This window comes from Caballeronia sp. LZ062, assembly GCF_031450785.1.
Lineage (GTDB): Bacteria > Pseudomonadota > Gammaproteobacteria > Burkholderiales > Burkholderiaceae > Caballeronia.
The window spans coordinates 1,033,448-1,051,618 of sequence record NZ_JARTWB010000002.1 but is presented as its reverse complement, the minus strand read 5'-3'; the positions used below and the strand labels follow the sequence as shown (position 1 = coordinate 1,051,618).

Sequence of the window (18,171 nt, the reverse complement as noted above, 5' to 3'; positions counted from 1 at the left end):
CTTTCGTCTTAGGCGACCGCGAGGTGCCGCGTCGTCTCGAGCGCGCTCGCGCCTTCGTACAACTTGCCGAAACGGTTCGCGAGGAAGGCGTCGAGCGGAACCTGTTCCTGCCGCACGAAACCGCTTTGCGGCAACACGCCTTCGCGGAAGAGATCCAGTTCTGCGCAGACCGCGCCTGCCGTCGTGATCTGGATCGCGCTCATCGGCATACCGCATACCTCTTTCGCGAAGATCTTGCGCGTGAAGACGTCCTGGACCAGTTGACTCGCCGTGCCAGCGCGCATACCCGTCACCGTGACGAAAATCAGCACGACATCCTGCGCCGTCGAGGGCACCGCGCGCTTGAGCATCGCCTTGAGGCCGTCGCGGTCGGTGGACATGCGTAGATCGTCGAGCAGGAATTTCATCAGGTCGCGATGCCCAGGATAGCGCACCGACTTGTAGTCGAGCGTTTCGACCTTTCCGGCAAGCGTTTCGCACAGCGTCCCGAGTCCGCCGGACGTATTGAACGCCTCGTACTCGATGCCGTCGAGCGAGAAATGTTCGACGCCTTCGAGCGGCTGCACCCACTGCGTACGGCCTTCGCGCACCGCTTCGCATGGCTGACAATATTCGTTGATGAGACCGTCGATGCTCCACGTGAGGTTGTATTTCAGCGCGTTGGTGGGAAACTGCGGCAACGCGCCGACGCGCATTTTCACTTCGCGCAGATTGTCGAGCCGCCCTGCCAGAGCATGCGCGACGATGCCAATGAAGCCCGGCGCGAGCCCGCATTGCGGCATGAATGCAGTATGCGATCCGTCGGCGATGGCGCGGATTGCATGCGTCGCGCGCACGTCTTCGGTCAGGTCGAAATAATGGACGCCCGCGGCCTTGGCCGCCGACGCAACGCCGATTGCGAGGTAATACGGCAGCGCATTGACAAGCGCATCGAAGCCGCCGAGCGCGTGGCGCAGCGCCGGCGTATCGGCCGAATCGACGCGGCGCGTCGCGATGCCCTGCGCGTCGAGTTGGGCCAGCGCCTCTTCATCGCGATCGAAAGCAACGACCTCGAAGTCTCCCGTTTCCCGCAGCAAATGCGCAACGCTTTGACCGATCAATCCGGCTCCGACCAGTGCCACTTTCATTCTCGTCTCCTCTTAGGTCCGTGACGCCTCAGTGTAGGAGCGCGTGAATATTGATCCTAGACACAAAATGATGCGAAACGGCGATGCGTTTCGTCGTTTTGTCGACCATACGATGCGATTTGTATTTTGCATGCCTCAGCCGGTGCGATCGATCTTGCGTGCAAGAATGATCGACGTCGTCGTGCGCTCGACGCCTTCGAGCGCGCCGATGTCATCGAGCAGGTCGTTCAGGCGGTCAGGCGAATCCGCGCGCAGCCATGCGACATAGTCGAACTCGCCGCTCACCGCGCACAGCAGTTGAATTTCGGGCATGCGCCCAAGACGCTTCTGCACATCGCGGCCGTACTTCGGCGCGAGCTTGATGCCCACGTACGCCTGAATGCTTGCATCGAGCACGTCCTGGCCGAGCCGCACGCCGTAGCCCGCGATCACGTTGTTCTTCTCGAGCCGCGCAATGCGGGCGATAACCGTCGTGCGCGCGATGCCCAGTTGCCGCGCGAGATTCGCCACGCTGTCACGGGCGTTGTTCTGCAACAGCGCGACAAGGCTGCGGTCGATGTCATCGAGTTGGTCGAGGCGCGGTGGTCTCATGTCGTCCCCTTCACTTGGCTTATTGAATTCATTATTCGATGCGCTTTTTTTCCAGAGACGTATCGAATGTAAGCAGTTGTGGCAATGCAGGCGAATTGTCGCTCAATCGTGATACTAATATCGGGCGACGGCGTCATCGCTCGCGTTCCAGCTGATCTGCGCTGTCAGCGCAAGGTCAGTCCAACGCGGCTCGCCACTTATCCATCGATCGAAAGGTTCACGAATGAAAAAAACACTTGTCGCGCTGGCGGCATCCTGTGCCGTCACGGCGGTCTTCGCACAATCGTCCGCGCCTGCGGCAAACGCGTCTGCTCCCGCCGCGACCGCGCAGTCGGCGTCCGCACCCGCCGGTTCGAAGCGCGAAGCGCGCGTCGAAGAGCGCATCGCCCAACTGCATTCCAGTCTCAAGATCACGTCCGCGCAGGAAGCGCAGTGGACGCCGTTCGCCGACGCGATGCGCGAAAACGCCCGCTCGATGGCGGACCTGTATCGCCAGCGCATTTCGCAGCGGGACACGATGTCCGCGCTCGACGACATGAAGCAGTACCAGCAGATCACGCAGGCAAACGCCGACGGCACGAAGCGTCTCGTCGACGCGTTCGAACCGCTCTACGCGAGCCTGTCGCCGGAACAAAAAAAGCTGGCCGATACGAGCTTCCGTCAGGAAAACGATCACCGCGGTCGCCGCGAACATGCGCCGCGCCATCCGCACGCCTCGGGCGCCGACGCCGCATCGACGACGAAGCCCTAAGGCGCTATCTTCGCCGTTGGAGGGGCCCGCATCTTATCGATGCGGGCCTTTTGCATTCTGAATGCGGCATGTCGCGGTCGGCCCGGTGTATGGTGAATGTGCGTTGAGCGCGCTTTTGCGTTTTGCGTTTTGCGTTTTGCGTTTTGCGTTTTGCGTTTTGCGTTTTGCGTTTTGCGTTTTGCGTTTTGCGTTTTGCGTTTTGCGTGCCGCATCGTCTCCGATGCGCCACACACTGCCTACGGCACGCCGTGTGATGCCCGCTACCCGATGCGTGCAAAATGCCGAGATAGCCGTTAGCATCGCGCTCCCACCTTCAATCCGGTATTCCCATGCTCAAGCTCTCGCAACCTGATCTCGCCGCCGATCCGGCCGCACGTCGCGTCGTCAAAGACGAGGCCGTTGCCGTCGAATTCGCGGCTGCCACCGGCGAATTGATGAGCCTCGAAGGACCGAACCGCTACGCCACCGGCGACGCCATAGTGACAGGCGCATCGGGGGAACGCTGGGTCGTGTCGCGCGAACGCTTCGACGCGAAGTACGCGCCTGAAGGCGGCATCGCGCATGGCGAACCGGGAACGTATCGAAATCGGCCGAGCGTCGTGCTCGCCAAACAGATGCACGAGCCGTTCAGCATCGCGCGCTCCACGGACGGCGACGTGCTGATTGGCGAATCCGGTGACTGGGTGATGCAATACGCGCCCGGCGACTACGGCGTGGTGAAGGCGGCCCGCTTCGCGAAGGTTTATCGCGACGCGTGATGGTGTGAACGGCGTGAGCGACCTAGACTTCCTTCGTCGACCGACTGCATGAGTGCTTCAACTGCTTTGAGTCGCTTAAGGGCTCTGCGTGCGTCGAGTGAATCAGGCGCCCTAAGTCCCCTGCTCCCTCGAACCGCCTGGAACATCAAACGCACTTCACGCGAAGTCCTCGCCCATCTCAATCTCTGTTTCCCGCGGCACGGTCTCTCCGTTCGCGTAACGTTCTTCGAGCGAACCGAGCGTCGCTTCCACATAGGCCCGCAGCACCGCATAGCTGCGCGCATGGAGGCGCGGCGGCAGCGCGCGATACCGCGTAAGCGCCGCCGGATCGAAGCGCACGTCGATCGTGATGCGCCGTGCCGTCGAGCCGAAGCGCATCGCGATGTAATGAATCACGAGCGACGTGCGTCCGTTTTCGTCGATGCGCTCGGCGAACTGCGTCTGCTCCGGGAACAAATCGCTGATCACGTGCGCGAGCATGTCGATGTCCGGGCTCGGACATTCGTATTGGTAATCGTCCATTGGATGTCGTTCGTTCGGAGTTAGCGCGCGCTGCGCGACGTCGCGTTGTCGGATTGAGCGGCGCGGCGATAGTAGCGCACGAGCGCCAGCGCCACGACGATGCCCAGCACGAGATATACCGCATCGGCAGCGACGAGGGGAATCATGCGCGCCTGAAAGAGTGCGGCGGGCAGTCCGACGAGCGTATGCGCGGCGATCAGCACGCCAAGGGCCGCACGTGAGCGTTCGCGCAGCAGTTGCCACATCAGCGCCGAGAAGCCGAGTTGAAAGACGAACGCGCTCGCGCGCTCGACGAGAAAGATGCCCGCCGATACTGGCGACAGGCTCATCAGAATCATGTGAATGCGCGCGAGCGCGTCGAGCGGTGCGCTTTCGAAATGCGCGTCGAGCGTGCCGTTGTTCGCGAGCACTGCATACAAAATCCATTGAGCCTGCACCAGCGCGCCGACGATCCACGCCTCCGCTCCGCCGTGCCCGATGCCGTAGCCGAGGGCAGGACCGTGCCGTTCGAGTGCGCCGGGCTCGCGCCGGATGAGCCACTTCATGCCGGCAAAGCGGCCGACTTCCTCGCACACGCCTGCCGCCAGCGCGCCGTACACGACGAACGCGACAGGATTCGACAACCAGTGCGACGTCACCGCGTTGCCGAGCATGAAGCCGTGCAGCGCGCGCTCGATCACCATTGCAAAGAGTGCGAAGACCGCGATGCCGAGAATCGGCTCGCGCGGCACGAGCTTGAAGCGTGCGCGCAGCCTTTGATACATCACGACAGGCATCGCCGCGACGATGAGCGTCACGAGCGCAAGGCCCGTCAGCGTCGGGATACTGACCATTCAGGTTCCTTCAAAGTCCATGGGATGCCGGCTGTGGCCTGATGCCGGCCGAGCATTGCGTCGATGATCGCACGACGAGTTCCCCCGGCAGCAGGCACTCGCGCGCAGGCATCAACGCCCCGCCAAGCCGCTCGTGCAGAAACTCGACTGCGCGCCGGCCAATGTCGTAGGTCGGCTGACGCACCGCCGTCATGCCCGCGAGTTCCGCCCATTCCGAATCGTCGATGGCGAGCAGCGCGACGCTCGCCTGCCAGTCCGGGCCGTGGCGCTCCTTCAGATGCACGGCGACCCGCAGCGCGACCGGTCCGTTCGCGGCGAAGAGCGCGACGCGCTTGCCCGATACACGCGCCGCTTCGACACGCCGGTCCATTTCCGCAAGCGCGGATGCGGCATCCGCGAGATCCAGGACGAGCGTCGAGCCGTTTGTGTCGAGCGCCGCGACAGTCTCGCGAAACGCGGCCTCGCGCAAGCGTCGCGAGCTGACGTGCGTCACCGGCTGCACGATGAAAACGAGTTCGTCGAAGCCCTCATCGACGAGGTGACGCGTGGCCAGCGCGACGGCGGCGGGGTTGTCGAGGCCGACCATATCCGTGACGATGCCTTCGACCGTGCGGTCCACGAGCACCACAGGAATGCCGCCTTGCGTGAAGCCCTGAAGCAGTTCTTCCTTCACGCCGAGCGCGTTGACGATCACGCCTTCCACGCGGTATGTGGTGAGCAGTTGCAGATAACGCCGCTCCATGTCGACTTCGTTCGCGGCATGACAAATGAGCGGCATGTAGCCGAGCGCGTGGCATGCCGCCTCGACGCCTTGCAGCACTTCCACGGAATAGGGATTGGTGAGGTCGGCGAGCAGCATGCCGATCAACCGGTTGCGCCCGCGTTTGAGGCCGCGCGCCATCTGGTTCGGCCGATAGTCGAGCTTCGCGATGGCCGCTTCGATACGCTCGCGCAATTCGGGCGAGAGCACGCCGGTCTCGCCGTTCAGATAGCGCGAGATGCTCGTTTTGCCGGTGCCGGCCTCGCGTGCGACGTCCGTGATGGTTGCGCGACGCGCGGCGAAAGTCAGCGGGCGAAGAGTTTGCTTGTTGGGATCGTCGGACATAGGGATCGTGAGGCGTGGCTCGTGCTCGTCAAGCGTCGATGCACCATGCATACAGAGTGCGATGCGGTGCAACGTGCTGCCCACGCGCATGTTATCGCATGCGGCGGGCCGATCCCATCGCTCTTAGCGCATGCGCACTTCGCGGTTGACGATGTTTTCGGTGAGCGTGCCGTCGAGCGCACCGATGAGATTCTCGGCGGCGTTCTTGTTCATTGCATGCCGAGTTTCATGCGTGGCCGAGCCGATGTGCGGCAGCGCGACGACGTTCTTCATTGCAAGAAGCGGTGAATCGGCCGGCAGCGGCTCTTGTTCGAATACATCGAGACCGGCGGCGCGGATGGTGCCGTTCTTGAGGGCCTCTATGAGCGCGGCTTCATCGACGGTCGGCCCGCGCGACGCGTTGATCAGGATTGCGCTCGGCTTCATCTTCTTCAATTCGTTCGCGCCGATGAGACCGCGCGTCTCCGGCGTGAGCGGCACTTGCAGACAAACGAAGTCGGACTGAGCGAGCAGTTCGTCGAGCGGCACGCGTCTCGCGCCGTATTGTTTCTCGGCTTGTTCGTTCGGTTGGCGATTGGTATAGAGCACGTTCATTCGAAAGCCGAGCGCCGCACGCCGCGCAACTGCCCCGCCGATGCGGCCCAGCCCGACAATGCCGAGCGTCTTGCCTTGTACATCGACGCCAAAACACGCTTCGCCGATGCTCGCGTTCCAGTTGCCTTCCTTGACCCATTCGGCGAGCTCGACGACGCGGCGCGCGCTTGCAAGGATCAACGCGAATACCGTATCGGCGGTGGATTCGGTCAGCACAGCGGGTGTGTGCGTCAGGACAATGCCGCGGCGTGTGAGATCGTCGACGTCGAAATTGTCGAAGCCTACCGATACGGTCGACAAGGCCTTTAGCCGCGTCGCGCCTTCGAGCATGTCCGGCGTGATCTTCACGCTTGCGCCGATGGCGCCGTCTGCTTCTTTCAGCGCCGCCACGAACGCGGCTTGGTCTTTAGGGTCGACGTTGACGACTTCCGCGTGCGTGCGCAGGTACGCTTCCACGTCGGGCGGCAGAGGTTTGTAGGCTACGATTTTCTTTGAGGTCATGATCGGCAGTGGGTTTCGGTTGCCCTCTTTCGGGCCGGAAGTCTGTTTGCGGTTCTTGGCTTCGACTCAACGTCGGTTTGACTTGTTCGCCGCGAAACTACGGCGCATGTATCAAGACCGCAAAACCCCAGAAGCAGGAACCGCCGCTTGAGGTTTGACGGCAAGCGTAAACCAGACAGAAAGCAAAAGCGCAACGCTCATGAACACGTAAGAGGCTGCCGGCGACCCGGTTGCTCCATTGAGATACCCGACCACGTAAGAACCTACGAACGAGCCCAACGCTCCCATGCTGTTGATCAGCGCCATCGCCCCGCCGGCGACATTCTTCGGCAGCAGCTCAGGCACGATCGCAAAGAAGGGACCATAGGGCGCATACATGGCGGCACCTGCAACGACGAGCAGCGTGTACGACGCCCAGAAGTTAGTAGACCCAAGCATGTACGATCCCGCGAACGCGATCGCACCGATGAGCAGAAACGGCCACACGAATGCCTTGCGCGCCTGCAGCTTGTCGGATGCCCACGAGGCGAGCAGCATCGCGATGGTTGCGGCCAGATACGGCACTGCCGAGAGCCAGCCGGTTTCGACCATGCCCAGCGTCGAACCGCTCTTCAGGATCGACGGCAACCACAGCACGAACCCGTACACGCCAATGCTCCAGCAGAAATATTGCGCACACAGCTTGATGACCGCAGGCGACTTGAATGCCTCGCGATAGTTCTTCACCGGCTTGATGGCGGCTTGCTCGGCGCGCAACGTCGTGTCGAGATCACGCTTCTCTTGATCCGAGAGCCAGCTCACCTGCGCGGGCTTGTCCTTCACGATGAACCACCACATCACCGCCCATACGACCGCGGGCAAACCCTCGGCAACGAACATGTGACGCCAGCCGAACGAGTTCACCAGATAGCCCGATACGACCGACATCCACAGCACCGTCACTGGATTGCCCAGAATGAGGAACGTATTCGCGCGCGATCGTTCGGACTTGGTGAACCAGTTCGCGATGAAGACGAGCATCGCGGGCATGACCGCCGCCTCGACGATGCCGAGCACGAAGCGAATCGCCATCAACGAGGGGATATTGCTGACCATGCCCGTTGCCGCCGCGCATCCGCCCCACAGCACGAGGCTCCAGAAGACGAGCTTCTTCACGCTGCGTCGTTCGGCGTAGATCGCGCCCGGAATCTGGAAAAAGAAGTAACCCAGAAAGAACAGTGCGCCGATCAACGACGACAATCCCTTGCTGATGCCGAGATCCTGATTGATGCCAGCAGCCGAAGCAAAGCCATAATTCGCGCGGTCCAGATAGGCGAGGCTGTATGTGATGAAGACGATCGGCATGATCGCCCACCAGCGGCGTACGGCGAGCGTGGGTGTCGAGGATGTGTGCATGGTGTCTCCGAACGCAAGTTGTCGGTGTGTCGGCTTTGCCCGCGACCGGGCGTGCCGGATTACGTTCTGCGATGTCAGACGATGGCTGCGGCCTGCGCCGTCTTGTCGTTCTTGTCCTGCGCTTCCAGTGCATCGAGCGCCTCGCGCGTCGGCAGGCCCTCGCTATCGCCGATCACCTGGATCGCCAGCGCGCCGATGCGATTCCCGCGTGTGATCGCATCGCGCACGCTTCGCCCTTCGAGCAGCGCGCTGACGACGCCGACCGCGAAGCCGTCGCCTGCGCCGACGGTATCGACCACGTTCATCACCGGCACGCCGGGCACCAGGCCCGCATCGCCGTCGGCGGTGCGGAAGTACGCGCCCTGTGCGCCGAGCTTGACGACCACGCCTTTCGCGCCACGATCGAGATAGAACGCCGCGATGTCCTCGGGCTCCGCGTAACCGGTGAGCACGAGGCCCTCGCTCACGCCCGGCAACACCCAGTCGGCGAGCGCGGCGAGCGCGTTCAGCGATTCAGCCATGGCTTCGCGTGAAGGCCAAAGCGTCGGGCGCAGGTTGGGATCGAAGGAAATCGTTTTGCATGCTGCATGCATTTCGCGAGCCATGTAGAACGCCAGTTCACGCGAGCTCGCGGATATGGCGGGTGCAACGCCCGTGAGATGCAGATGGCGCGCGCCGAGCACGTAGTCGGCAACGTAGTCGTCCACCGAAAGATGGCTCGCCGCCGAACCCTTGCGGAAGTACTCGACCGCCGGATCGCTGCCGTCGTCGCACTTGCCCTTCAGCTGAAAGCCTGTCGGGTGACGTTCGTCGGTACGCACGCAGCGCGCATCGATTCCTTCTGCCGCAAGCACGTCGAGCACATAGCGGCCGAACGAATCCAGGCCGACGCGGCTCATCCAGCCGACCTTGAAACCGAGCCGCGACAGCCCGATCGCAACATTCAGGTCCGCCCCCGCGATGCGCTTCGTGAAGTGGCCGACCGACGCGAGGTCGCCGGTGTCGGCGGCGACGAACATCGCCATCGCCTCGCCATAGGTGACCACATCCAGGGCATTGTGCTCAACTTGCATGTTCGATCCTTGCCTTTTGCGTACAGCATTCAAAATCAAAACGCGGCGATGCGTGCGACCTGGATGGCCGCGTCGGCTTCGTCGTGGAACGGATATTCGATGCCGCGCGGCGCATTGGAGGGCAGTCGCGCGAGAAGTGCCGCGAATGCGGCGTCGTCGTGGGCGGGCGCGACGGCGAAGCGCCGAGCGCCCTCGCCTCGCGTTGCCTTGCAATGAACATAGCCGACATACGGGGCGAGTCGCTCGGCCGCGTCGAGCGGATCGACATCGGCCCACAGCCAGTTGCCGGTATCGAAAGTCATCGCGAGGCCGCTGTCGGCGGGCAGCGCAGCGAACAGCATTTTGAATGCACTTGGCTGGCCGCCTGCATGCAACTGACCGTTCTCGACGAGAACCCGCGCTTTGGAGTCGGCGATGGCATCCGTTAGGGCGTGGAGCGTCGCGTCATCCGTCGCGACACCGTGCTCGCTGCCGCCCAACTGCAGCTTGACGATGCGCGCGCCGAGCGCATGTGCTTCGTCGAGGGCAAGCGACAGCGCGTCGCGGTCGAGTGAGCCGTCGGCGCCAAACAGCGATGTCGGAGTCGAATGCACGGACCACAGTCCGGCCGCGTGGATGCGATCGCCCAGTTGCGTGAGCGCGCTCAGGCTGACGTCTGTGCACAATTCGCGGCGGACTTCGAAGCCGTCCGCGCCGGATAACGCCGCCTTCTCGGCCGAGACGGCATGACCGTCGCGACGGACCGCGTCGACGCCGAACGCACTTGCGACGATCACGACTTCGGCATTCGCGCTGCTGCTCGGCTGAATCATGGAACCGGTTCCATCCTGGCGTATAAAAAAGACGCCGAAGCGTCCTGCTGAAAACAAATACTGCGCTTCGCCGGCCTGCTCGCGCCATAGTGGAATTCCCGTAGCCGGTCAGGAGCCCGTTGCAAGGCGCTCTTCGCACAGTTCAAGGAAACGCGCCGCAGCCCGCGACGGCGCCGCAGCGTGCGGGACCAAAATCGAGAAACGGCGCGTAAGCGGGTTCGGTGCGATGTGGAGACGCCGGAGCGCATTGTCTTCATGCCGGATCGACATGGCGGAGACGAAGCCGATGCCCATGCCCGCCCGCACCGCCTCTTTCACGCCCTCGACGCCCGCAATCTCCAGCGCGACGCGCATGGCGACTGCGCGCTCCACGAACGCTCGCTCGACGATCTGTCGCACACCCGAACCGCGCTCACGCAGCACGAGCGGATGCTGGCCGATAGCGTCGAGCGTCGCAGATTCACTGCCATCAGCGAGCGGATGGCCGGCGGGCAAAATGGCCACGATTTCGTCATCGAGCCACGGCGTCACGCCGGCAGCCGGTGGCAGTTCCAGCCCGGCCGGCCCTTCGATGATCGCGATGTCGAGCGAGCCGAGCGTCGCGACGATTTCGGTCGTGTTTCCGTCGATCGTCGTCACCGCAACGTCCGGATACCGTTTCCTGAAGGCCGCGATCAAATACGGTAGCAGGTAGCTCGCGGGCGTGGTGCTCGCGCCGATACGCAGCGTGCCGCTTTCGAGCCCCCGCATGGCATCGCGCAGCGCGTGCGCCTGCCGGAACGTGTCGCGAAGGCGGTTCGCGTAGCCGAGCAACGCCTCGCCGGCCGGCGTAAGCCTGACGCCCCGGCCATCTCGCTGATACAGCGGTTCACCGAATTCATCATTCAAAAGACGAAGCTGGCCGGACACGGCCGGTTGCGACAGATGGAGCGCGACGGCGGCGCGGCTGATATTGCCGTGCTCGGCTACCGCAGCGAAGGTTATCAGTTGATCCGGGGTCATCCGCGACAAATATCGGTTAAGCTGATATATGGCATTCTAAATCACGATTTTTCATATGCATATATCGACATTAGGATAGCGTCATCGTCAACACGCTTCCGAGGACACTGCATCATGTCCACTGTCCAGCCCGCTCCCCTCGTTTCTAGTTCGTCCGCACGTGGGCAACTGAACGGCATCCTGTTCGTCGGACTGTTCGCCGCCGCAGTCACGCGACTGTCCGCGCTTCCGGTCATCGCCGGATTGGGAATCAGCCCGCTGATCGTCGGCATCGTGGCGGGCGCGTTGTATGGCAACGCGCTCAAGGATGGCATGCCGCAAAGCTGGGCCGCCGGGGTGAACTTCTCGGCGCGCAAGCTGCTGCGTATCGCCGTCGCGTTCTTCGGGCTGCGCGTGAGCCTTCAGGAGATCGCGCAGGTCGGACTGCCGGGCTTCGCCGTGTCGGCGCTCGTCGTCGTGAGCACGCTCGTGATCGGGACGTGGGTGGGCATGAAACTGATGAAGCTAGACCGCGATACCGCTCTCCTCACGGCGGCCGGCAGCGCGATCTGCGGCGCGGCGGCGGTACTCGCGTTCGAATCGACGCTGCAATCGAAGCCGCATAAGAGCGCGATGGCCGTCGGCAGCGTCGTGCTGTTCGGCACGCTCTCGATGTTCCTGTATCCCATTGCATTGCATGCAGGCTGGCTGCATCTGGACACGCTCGGCGTGGGGCTGTTCTTCGGCGGCACGATTCACGAGGTCGCACAGGTTGTCGGCGCGGCGAGCAACGTGAGCCCGGAAGCGACGCACATCGCGACCATCGTTAAGATGACGCGCGTGATGTTGCTGGTGCCCGTGCTGCTCGTGGTCGGCGTGTGGGTCAGCCGGGCGCGCGGCAATGCCGCAACGGGCGTGAGCGATGGCAAAGGCAAAGGCGAAGGCAAGCTCGCGGTGCCGTGGTTCGCGCTTGGCTTTCTCGCGCTCGTTGTCGTGAATTCGCTGCACGTCCTGCCGGATACGGCGACGAACACCCTCAACGTCCTCGACACCTTCGCGCTCACGATGGCCATGACCGCGCTCGGCATGGAAACGCGCATCGCGCAGATTCGCGAAGCCGGCCCGCGCGCCATTGCAACCGGCGCGATTCTCTACGCGTGGCTGATCGGCGGCGGACTCGCGATCACGTATGGCGTCGAGCGGCTCTTCGGTTGATTCGACTCGTGGGTGAGCGACGGCGGAGTTCTCCTGGATGCGCGTTGTAAATGCACGAGTTTTCCTGAGACCGTGCGGTGGGTTGTGAACATCGCAGGCCTGTTCTGGCTTACGACCATCAACCAAGAAGAAAAAAGCCGCCCAAAGAGCGGCCCTTCTCTCATCGATCGCGTAACGTAACCGTCAACCCAGCCGAAGCGCCTGGTCGAAATCCGCGATGAGATCGTCGATTTCCTCGATGCCCGCCGACAGCCGGATCATGCCGTCGGAAATGCCCATCGACTTGCGCGTTTCCGCGCCAGCTTCGAAGAAAATGGTGGGCGCAACAGGAATGATGAGCGTGCGCGTATCGCCGAGACCCGTTGCCTTCACCGGCAACTGAAGCGCATTGATCACGTCGATCATCCTGTCCGGATTGCGCAACTCGAACGACAGCAGCCACGAGCCGTTCTTGAACAGCGACTTCGCGATGCCATACTGCGGATGACTTTCGAGCCCCGGATAAAACACGCGGCCGATAGCTTCGTGGCGCTCGAGAAAGCGCGCGAGCGCCAGCGCGTTGTCGCTGCACTTCGTGACGCGTAGCGCAAGCGTCTCGGCCCCTAACGCAATTTGATGCGCCTGTTCCGACGACAACGCCGCGCCCATGTCGCGCAGGCCCTTCTTGCGGATCTGCAATAGTCCCTGCTCCTTGGGAGCGGCACGGCGGTAATCGTCCGCGATATTCGGATACCGGTTCCAGTCAAATAGCCCGGTGTCCGTCACCGCACCGCCGAGCGCCGCGCCATGACCCGCGATGGTCTTCGTCAGCGAATTGACGACAAGGCTCGCACCGACGGTCTTCGGCTTGAAGAGCGCGGGCGACGTGATTGTGTTATCGACGACATACGCCAATCCGCGCTCGCGGCACAGTTCACCGATTCGGAGCAGATCCGGCACCTGCGTTCCCGGATTCGCGATCGTTTCGACGAAGACCATGCGCGTCTTCGGCGTGATGGCGTCGGCGACGTGTTCGCGCTCGCTCGCATCGACCGTAGTCACGTCGATACCGAGCGTGCGAAGCGTGTTGAAGAGACTATTCGTGTTGCCGAAAACATAGCGGCTTGCGACGAGATGGTCGCCCGCGCGCAAGAGCGTCAGGAACACGGCGGTGATCGCGGCCATGCCGGTGCTGAAGCAGATCGAACCGACGCCCTCTTCGAGCATCGTCAGCTTGCGCTCGAGCGCCGCCGTGGTCGGCGTGCCTTGACGCGCATAGTTGTAGCCGCCCTTCTTCGTGCCCTGGAATACACCGATCAGATCTTCGACGCGCTCGAACCCGTACTGGACCGAGGTGTGTATCGGCTGGCGCAGGCCGCCATGTTCGACGCCCGCGTTTCGATCGCCATGAACGATGCTCGTGGTGAAGCCTTGCTTGTCCATCCCTTCTCCGCTCGGTATCGATGAATCGCTTGCATGCTGCATGCCGCATTAGGTAGGCGGCATGCAAAAAACCATTCTACACCGGCCCTTTTTCGGCAATCGACGCGCTGGCGCTGGAATAGCCGTTGCTCGGTCCACGCGTGGCGCCCGCGCGCGTCGCGCTGCAATGACTGGACCGACGTGCATCCCGCTGCTTGCGGCAGACTAACGAGGAAGCTCACGCATGGCTTACGAACTCTTTTACTGGGACGGCTTGCAGGGCCGCGGCGAATTCGTGCGGCTCGCGCTGGAAGATGCGGGTGCGGAGTACATCGACGTCGCGCGCGAAACGAAAAAGAGCGGCTACGGCATGGACGCCATGATGAAGCTGCTCAACAGCAAGACGGAGCCGCATATTCCGTTTGCGCCGCCGTTCCTGAGAGACGGCGAGCTCATCGTGCCGCACGTCGCGAATATCCTGCTCTATCTCGGCCCGAAGCTGAATCTTGCGCCGAAAAACGAAGCGTTGCGCCATGTCGCGCACGGGCTGCAACTGACCATCGCGGATCTGGTCGCCGAAGTGCACGACACGCATCATCCGCTCGCAACCGATCTGTATTACGAAGACCAGAAAGACGCCGCGAAGATTCGCACGATGAACTTCATCGAGAAGCGCGTGCCGAAGTTCATCGGCTATTTCGAGCGCGTGCTGAAGCAAAACCCGCACGGCGACACGCAGATGGTCGGCGACAGCGTCACCTATGTCGATCTCTCGATGTTCCAGATCGTCGAGGGTTTGCATTATGCATTCCCTCGCGCGATGAAGACCTTCGCGAAACACTATCCCCGCGTGTCGGCATTGCGCGACGCGGTGCTGGAACGGCCGAACATCGCGGCGTATGTCGATTCGGAGCGGCGCATTCCGTTCAACGAATCGGGGATTTTCCGGCACTACCCCGAACTCGATCAGGACGCGCAGTAATGCGCGTCATCACGCCACCAATTCAACACAAGGAGCCAGCATGGTCGAAACGATTCCGTCCTTTGGACTCGGCACATTTCGCGTCGACGCCGACAAAACCACGCACGCGGTCAAGAGCGCGCTGCAGATCGGCTACCGCCATATCGATACCGCGCAGTTCTATAACAACGAAGCCGCCGTCGGTCAGGGCGTGCGCGAGTCCGGCGTACCGCGCGACGACGTGTGGGTGACGACGAAAGTCTGGTGGGACCGTCTCGCGCACGACAAACTGATCGCGAGCCTGAAGGACAGTCACGCGAAGCTCGATATCGGCACCATCGACCTGGCGCTCGTGCACTGGCCGTCGCCCGACGGCGCGGTGCCCATCGCCGAAACGCTCGCCGCGATGCAGGAGGCGCAGCAGCTCGGCCTGATCCGCCATTACGGCGTCTCGAATTTCACAGCGCCGCTGCTCGAAGAGGCGCTGAATGCGCCCGGCGGCCGCGAGATCGTGACGAATCAGATCGAGGTGAGTCCGTTCCTCGCAAACCGCCCGCTCGTCGAGGCGACACAGCGGCTCGGCGTGAAAGTCACCGCCTATATGCCGCTCGGCGAAGGCCGCGCGCACAACGACACGACCATCAAGGCCATCGCCGAGAAACACGGCGCGACGCCCGAGCAAGTGACGTTCGCGTGGCTGCTCGCGCGCGACATCGTGGTGCTGTCGGCATCGACGAATGCGCAGCACCAGCAGAGCAACTGGGACGCGCAGAAACTCACGCTCGACTCCGACGACATCGCCAAAATCGACAAGCTCGACGAAGGCAAGCGCAACGCGAACCCGTCTTTCGCGCCGAAGTGGTAGTGAGCCGTTGCAGTCTGGAGCCCGGTGCGCACAAGCGCGCCGGGCTTTTTTTGTCGCCGCGCAGGCTGCACAGCGGGCGCGCAATGCTATCCTTGCGGCGCCTTTATTCCTTTTGCTTCTAAGCAATCCACGCCTGAAGCTAACCGACTCGTGCTCTCATTTCTGCTCAAGCTGCGCACGCACGCGCAACGACTCTTTCGCCTGTCCGATTCGCACACCATGCTCATTTGGGCAGTGGTGGTCGGCGTGGCAGGCGCGTTCGCGACGACCGTGTTTCGCGGAGGCATCGCGTTCTCGCAAGGACTTTTGGGCAATCATTCCGAGGGACTCGTCGCGCTGGCAACGCTGCTGCCGTGGCCCGTGCGCATCGCGTTGCCTGCCGCAGGCGGGCTGATCGCAGGCTTGTGTCTGATTGCCGCGCGGCGACACACCAAGAAGCAGGCGAACGCCGACTACATGGAAGCCGTCACCATCGGCGACGGCGCGGTGCCGGTGTGGCAGACCATCTGGCGGAGCCTGTCGTCGCTGTTCACGATCACGAGCGGCGGCTCGATCGGCCGCGAAGGGTCCATGGTGCAACTTGCGGCGCTTGCTTCGTCGCTGATCGGCCGATGGGTCCACTTCGATCCGCCGCGTCTGCGCCTGCTAGTCGCCTGCGGCGCGGCGGCGGGCATCACGTCGGCATACAACGCGCCGATCGCCGGCGCGTTCTTCGTCACAGAAATCGTGCTCGGCTCGATGGCAATGGAGAGCTTCGGGCCGATCGTCGTGTCGTCGGTCGTCGCGAACATCACGATGCGCGAGTTCGCAGGCTACCGGCCGCCTTACGAGATGCCGGTTTTTCCAACCATCGCGGGCGTGGAAGTGCTGCTCTTCGTGCTGCTCGGTCTGCTGTGCGGAGCGCTCGCGCCGCATTTCCTGCGTCTCCTCGCGGCGTCCAAGCGCCGCTTCTCGCTGCTGCCGCTGCCCTTGCCGCTGAGGCTCGCGCTCGGCGGACTGATCGTCGGCGTGATCTCCGTGTGGTGGCCGGAAGTCTGGGGCAATGGCTATGAGGTCGTGAATTCGCTGCTGCATCAGCCGTGGACCTGGACGGCGCTCCTCACGGTGCTCGTCTTCAAGACCATCGCGACGGCGGCGACGGCGGGTTCCGGCGCGGTCGGCGGTATCTTCACGCCGACGCTTTTCGTGGGCGCCGTGCTCGGCTGTCTCTTCGGGCTTGGCGTGCACGGCATCTGGCCGCACTCCACCTCGGCACCGTTCGCCTACGCCATGGTCGGCATGGGCGCATTTCTCGCCGCCGCCACGCACGCGCCGCTCATGGCGATCCTGATGATCTTCGAGATGACGCTTTCGTATCAGGTCGTGCTGCCGCTGATGCTTTCGTGCGTCGTCGCGTACTTCATCGCGCGCACGTCGGAACAGACCTCGATGTACGAAGTCACGCTGCGCCGCACGCGCGAGGAAAAGGAGCGCCTGCGCCTTGCGGCCACGCAAATGCGCGAACTCGTGAAGCCCGCCGATACGGTCGTGCCGCTCACGGCCAACGTCAAAGACATGACACGCGTGTTTCTCGAATACCCGGTGAAATACCTGTACGTGATCGACGAAGCCGGACGCTTTCGCGGTGTCGTCGCGCTGAAGGACATCACGTCCGATCTTCTCGATGCGCACGACACCGCGACCAAGACCGCCGCCGATTACCTTCAGCCGCAATTCGACGTGCTCACGCCCGACATGTCGCTCGGCGAGGCGCTGCAGCACTTCCTGGCGTTCCAGGGCGAGCGGCTGCCGGTGATCGAGCGCAAATCGGAGCCGCTGCTGCTTGGCGTCGTGTACAAGACGTCGCTTCTGGACGCATACTTCCGTCTGAACCCGACGGCGCGCTGAAAGTGCGCGGCGATGCAAAATCGCGGCTGACGACGCCGGGAAAGCTCGCATTCCGGCAGCGAGCCGCAAGTTCAAGCATCACTGGAAGTTCGGTCGCGCGACGCCCGTTCGTCGCGCCGATGCGCAGCCCGGCGCCACCCTGCCGACGCACGTAAGCCAGGCAAAGACGGCATCGGCATAAGCCTTGCTTGATGGTATCCGCTGCTTACGTGAGGAGGGGTTGCCCGATGAAGACCTCAACGTTGTTGTCGATGGCGCTGGTTTCGGTGTCCTGCTACGCCGCGCCGCTGCATACGAGTTCGACGGACGCGGCGGTCGCATCCGCGACACGCGCCGCACTGCGCGTGAATGCGGGGCCAGTGTCGCCGCCCGCGCCGGATGTCAGCGCGCAGAATCTCGACCATGCGCATTGGCGTCACGTTCCGCTGCCGAAGTCCCGCACACCGAGTCACGGCATGGCCAGCCAGCCGATCCAGGTGCTGACCTGATCCCCTTTCCCGCCCACAACCGACGGATTCGACGATGACCGACAAGCCTGCACAGAATCACTTCCTGAACGACGAGCCGATCGACGACGAAATCGCGCAGACGCTGCGCTCGGTGCAGTTTCCGGCGAACAAGGACGCGATTGTGGAAGCGGCACGCCAAGCCGGTGCGAGCAACGATGTCATCAACGTTTTCGACGGCCTGCCGGAGCAGGATTACGCGGATGCTGATGCTGTCGAGGGGCTGCTGGGAAGTAATGGGGGGCCTGGGATTTCCGGGTGAGAAACTGCCGAACTGGCGCTGCCGTTGTCGC

At 63.0% G+C, this 18,171-nt stretch carries 19 protein-coding genes; 8 read left to right on the top strand and 11 right to left on the bottom strand.

Annotation, left to right across the window (positions count from 1 at the left end; all coding sequences use genetic code 11):
- Positions 1 to 8 precede the first annotated feature (8 nt).
- Positions 9 to 1,127 carry a saccharopine dehydrogenase NADP-binding domain-containing protein gene (locus P9239_RS10985; RefSeq protein ID WP_309750639.1) on the bottom strand — a complete coding sequence of 373 codons (1,119 nt, stop codon included), beginning with the start codon at positions 1,125 to 1,127 and terminating at the stop codon, positions 9 to 11.
- 135 nt (positions 1,128 to 1,262) lie between these two features.
- Positions 1,263 to 1,718: an Lrp/AsnC family transcriptional regulator gene (locus tag P9239_RS10980; protein WP_309750637.1), complete on the bottom strand. Its 456-nt coding sequence runs from the start codon at positions 1,716 to 1,718 to the stop codon at positions 1,263 to 1,265.
- A 223-nt stretch (positions 1,719 to 1,941) separates the two neighbouring features.
- Here P9239_RS10980 and P9239_RS10975 point away from each other — a divergent pair, with 223 nt between their 5' ends.
- Together P9239_RS10975 and P9239_RS10970 are read left to right on the top strand one after the other, a co-directional pair.
- A complete protein-coding gene (locus P9239_RS10975) occupies positions 1,942 to 2,469 on the top strand; it encodes a Spy/CpxP family protein refolding chaperone (protein ID WP_309750635.1) in 528 nt (175 codons plus the stop codon).
- Positions 2,470 to 2,798: 329 nt separating this feature from the next.
- On the top strand, positions 2,799 to 3,227 hold the full coding sequence (locus P9239_RS10970; protein ID WP_309750634.1) for a PGDYG domain-containing protein: 429 nt from the start codon (positions 2,799 to 2,801) through the stop codon (positions 3,225 to 3,227).
- Positions 3,228 to 3,383: 156 nt separating this feature from the next.
- Here P9239_RS10970 and P9239_RS10965 read toward each other — a convergent pair whose 3' ends face one another.
- The 8 genes from P9239_RS10965 to P9239_RS10930 all read right to left on the bottom strand — a co-directional run bounded on the left by P9239_RS10965 (position 3,384) and on the right by P9239_RS10930 (position 11,064).
- Positions 3,384 to 3,749, bottom strand: a complete 366-nt coding sequence (locus P9239_RS10965) for a DUF3022 domain-containing protein (protein WP_309750633.1) — start codon at positions 3,747 to 3,749, stop codon at positions 3,384 to 3,386.
- A gap of 20 nt (positions 3,750 to 3,769) precedes the next feature.
- Complete coding sequence (locus tag P9239_RS10960) at positions 3,770 to 4,582, bottom strand: YhfC family intramembrane metalloprotease (protein ID WP_309750630.1); 813 nt, start codon at positions 4,580 to 4,582, stop codon at positions 3,770 to 3,772.
- 10 nt (positions 4,583 to 4,592) lie between these two features.
- Positions 4,593 to 5,687 (bottom strand): LacI family DNA-binding transcriptional regulator, encoded by a 1,095-nt coding sequence (locus P9239_RS10955; protein ID WP_309750628.1) that lies wholly within the window; start codon positions 5,685 to 5,687, stop codon positions 4,593 to 4,595.
- 123 nt (positions 5,688 to 5,810) lie between these two features.
- On the bottom strand, positions 5,811 to 6,782 hold the full coding sequence (locus P9239_RS10950; RefSeq protein ID WP_309750627.1) for a D-glycerate dehydrogenase: 972 nt from the start codon (positions 6,780 to 6,782) through the stop codon (positions 5,811 to 5,813).
- A 111-nt stretch (positions 6,783 to 6,893) separates the two neighbouring features.
- Positions 6,894 to 8,177 carry an MFS transporter gene (locus P9239_RS10945; RefSeq protein ID WP_309750625.1) on the bottom strand — a complete coding sequence of 428 codons (1,284 nt, stop codon included), beginning with the start codon at positions 8,175 to 8,177 and terminating at the stop codon, positions 6,894 to 6,896.
- 74 nt (positions 8,178 to 8,251) lie between these two features.
- The gene (locus P9239_RS10940; protein ID WP_309750623.1) at positions 8,252 to 9,250 is read right to left on the bottom strand and encodes a sugar kinase; all 999 of its coding nucleotides are present in this window, start codon (positions 9,248 to 9,250) and stop codon (positions 8,252 to 8,254) included.
- A 35-nt stretch (positions 9,251 to 9,285) separates the two neighbouring features.
- On the bottom strand, positions 9,286 to 10,062 hold the full coding sequence (locus P9239_RS10935; RefSeq protein ID WP_309750621.1) for a TIM barrel protein: 777 nt from the start codon (positions 10,060 to 10,062) through the stop codon (positions 9,286 to 9,288).
- Between the two features lie 108 nt (positions 10,063 to 10,170).
- Positions 10,171 to 11,064: a LysR family transcriptional regulator gene (locus tag P9239_RS10930; protein ID WP_309750619.1), complete on the bottom strand. Its 894-nt coding sequence runs from the start codon at positions 11,062 to 11,064 to the stop codon at positions 10,171 to 10,173.
- Positions 11,065 to 11,178: 114 nt separating this feature from the next.
- Between P9239_RS10930 and P9239_RS10925 the strand changes: the two genes are divergently transcribed.
- A complete protein-coding gene (locus tag P9239_RS10925; RefSeq protein WP_309750616.1) occupies positions 11,179 to 12,258 on the top strand; it encodes a YeiH family protein in 1,080 nt (359 codons plus the stop codon).
- Between the two features lie 183 nt (positions 12,259 to 12,441).
- Here P9239_RS10925 and P9239_RS10920 read toward each other — a convergent pair whose 3' ends face one another.
- Positions 12,442 to 13,680 (bottom strand): cystathionine gamma-synthase family protein, encoded by a 1,239-nt coding sequence (locus P9239_RS10920; RefSeq protein WP_309750615.1) that lies wholly within the window; start codon positions 13,678 to 13,680, stop codon positions 12,442 to 12,444.
- A gap of 223 nt (positions 13,681 to 13,903) precedes the next feature.
- Between P9239_RS10920 and P9239_RS10915 the strand changes: the two genes are divergently transcribed.
- The 5 genes from P9239_RS10915 to P9239_RS10895 all read left to right on the top strand — a co-directional run bounded on the left by P9239_RS10915 (position 13,904) and on the right by P9239_RS10895 (position 18,140).
- Complete coding sequence (locus P9239_RS10915; protein WP_309750614.1) at positions 13,904 to 14,641, top strand: glutathione S-transferase; 738 nt, start codon at positions 13,904 to 13,906, stop codon at positions 14,639 to 14,641.
- A gap of 40 nt (positions 14,642 to 14,681) precedes the next feature.
- Positions 14,682 to 15,485, top strand: coding sequence for an aldo/keto reductase (locus tag P9239_RS10910; protein WP_309750612.1), 804 nt, complete (start codon positions 14,682 to 14,684; stop codon positions 15,483 to 15,485).
- Positions 15,486 to 15,635: 150 nt separating this feature from the next.
- Positions 15,636 to 17,372: a ClcB-like voltage-gated chloride channel protein gene (locus tag P9239_RS10905; RefSeq protein ID WP_309750610.1), complete on the top strand. Its 1,737-nt coding sequence runs from the start codon at positions 15,636 to 15,638 to the stop codon at positions 17,370 to 17,372.
- Positions 17,373 to 17,599: 227 nt separating this feature from the next.
- On the top strand, positions 17,600 to 17,860 hold the full coding sequence (locus tag P9239_RS10900; protein ID WP_309750609.1) for a hypothetical protein: 261 nt from the start codon (positions 17,600 to 17,602) through the stop codon (positions 17,858 to 17,860).
- A 34-nt stretch (positions 17,861 to 17,894) separates the two neighbouring features.
- Complete coding sequence (locus P9239_RS10895) at positions 17,895 to 18,140, top strand: DUF2795 domain-containing protein (protein ID WP_309750607.1); 246 nt, start codon at positions 17,895 to 17,897, stop codon at positions 18,138 to 18,140.
- The last annotated feature ends 31 nt before the right edge of the window (positions 18,141 to 18,171 follow it).

Bases quoted from the DNA above. Each gene is read 5' to 3' on its own strand.
- P9239_RS10985 (WP_309750639.1), bottom strand. From the start codon at position 1,127: ATGAAAGTGGCACTGGTCGGAGCCGGATTGATCGGTCAAAGCGTTGCG.
- P9239_RS10980 (WP_309750637.1), bottom strand. From the start codon at position 1,718: ATGAGACCACCGCGCCTCGACCAACTCGATGACATCGACCGCAGCCTT.
- P9239_RS10975 (WP_309750635.1), top strand. From the start codon at position 1,942: ATGAAAAAAACACTTGTCGCGCTGGCGGCATCCTGTGCCGTCACGGCG.
- P9239_RS10970 (WP_309750634.1), top strand. From the start codon at position 2,799: ATGCTCAAGCTCTCGCAACCTGATCTCGCCGCCGATCCGGCCGCACGT.
- P9239_RS10965 (WP_309750633.1), bottom strand. From the start codon at position 3,749: ATGGACGATTACCAATACGAATGTCCGAGCCCGGACATCGACATGCTC.
- P9239_RS10960 (WP_309750630.1), bottom strand. From the start codon at position 4,582: ATGGTCAGTATCCCGACGCTGACGGGCCTTGCGCTCGTGACGCTCATC.
- P9239_RS10955 (WP_309750628.1), bottom strand. From the start codon at position 5,687: ATGTCCGACGATCCCAACAAGCAAACTCTTCGCCCGCTGACTTTCGCC.
- P9239_RS10950 (WP_309750627.1), bottom strand. From the start codon at position 6,782: ATGACCTCAAAGAAAATCGTAGCCTACAAACCTCTGCCGCCCGACGTG.
- P9239_RS10945 (WP_309750625.1), bottom strand. From the start codon at position 8,177: ATGCACACATCCTCGACACCCACGCTCGCCGTACGCCGCTGGTGGGCG.
- P9239_RS10940 (WP_309750623.1), bottom strand. From the start codon at position 9,250: ATGCAAGTTGAGCACAATGCCCTGGATGTGGTCACCTATGGCGAGGCG.
- P9239_RS10935 (WP_309750621.1), bottom strand. From the start codon at position 10,062: ATGATTCAGCCGAGCAGCAGCGCGAATGCCGAAGTCGTGATCGTCGCA.
- P9239_RS10930 (WP_309750619.1), bottom strand. From the start codon at position 11,064: ATGACCCCGGATCAACTGATAACCTTCGCTGCGGTAGCCGAGCACGGC.
- P9239_RS10925 (WP_309750616.1), top strand. From the start codon at position 11,179: ATGTCCACTGTCCAGCCCGCTCCCCTCGTTTCTAGTTCGTCCGCACGT.
- P9239_RS10920 (WP_309750615.1), bottom strand. From the start codon at position 13,680: ATGGACAAGCAAGGCTTCACCACGAGCATCGTTCATGGCGATCGAAAC.
- P9239_RS10915 (WP_309750614.1), top strand. From the start codon at position 13,904: ATGGCTTACGAACTCTTTTACTGGGACGGCTTGCAGGGCCGCGGCGAA.
- P9239_RS10910 (WP_309750612.1), top strand. From the start codon at position 14,682: ATGGTCGAAACGATTCCGTCCTTTGGACTCGGCACATTTCGCGTCGAC.
- P9239_RS10900 (WP_309750609.1), top strand. From the start codon at position 17,600: ATGAAGACCTCAACGTTGTTGTCGATGGCGCTGGTTTCGGTGTCCTGC.
- P9239_RS10895 (WP_309750607.1), top strand. From the start codon at position 17,895: ATGACCGACAAGCCTGCACAGAATCACTTCCTGAACGACGAGCCGATC.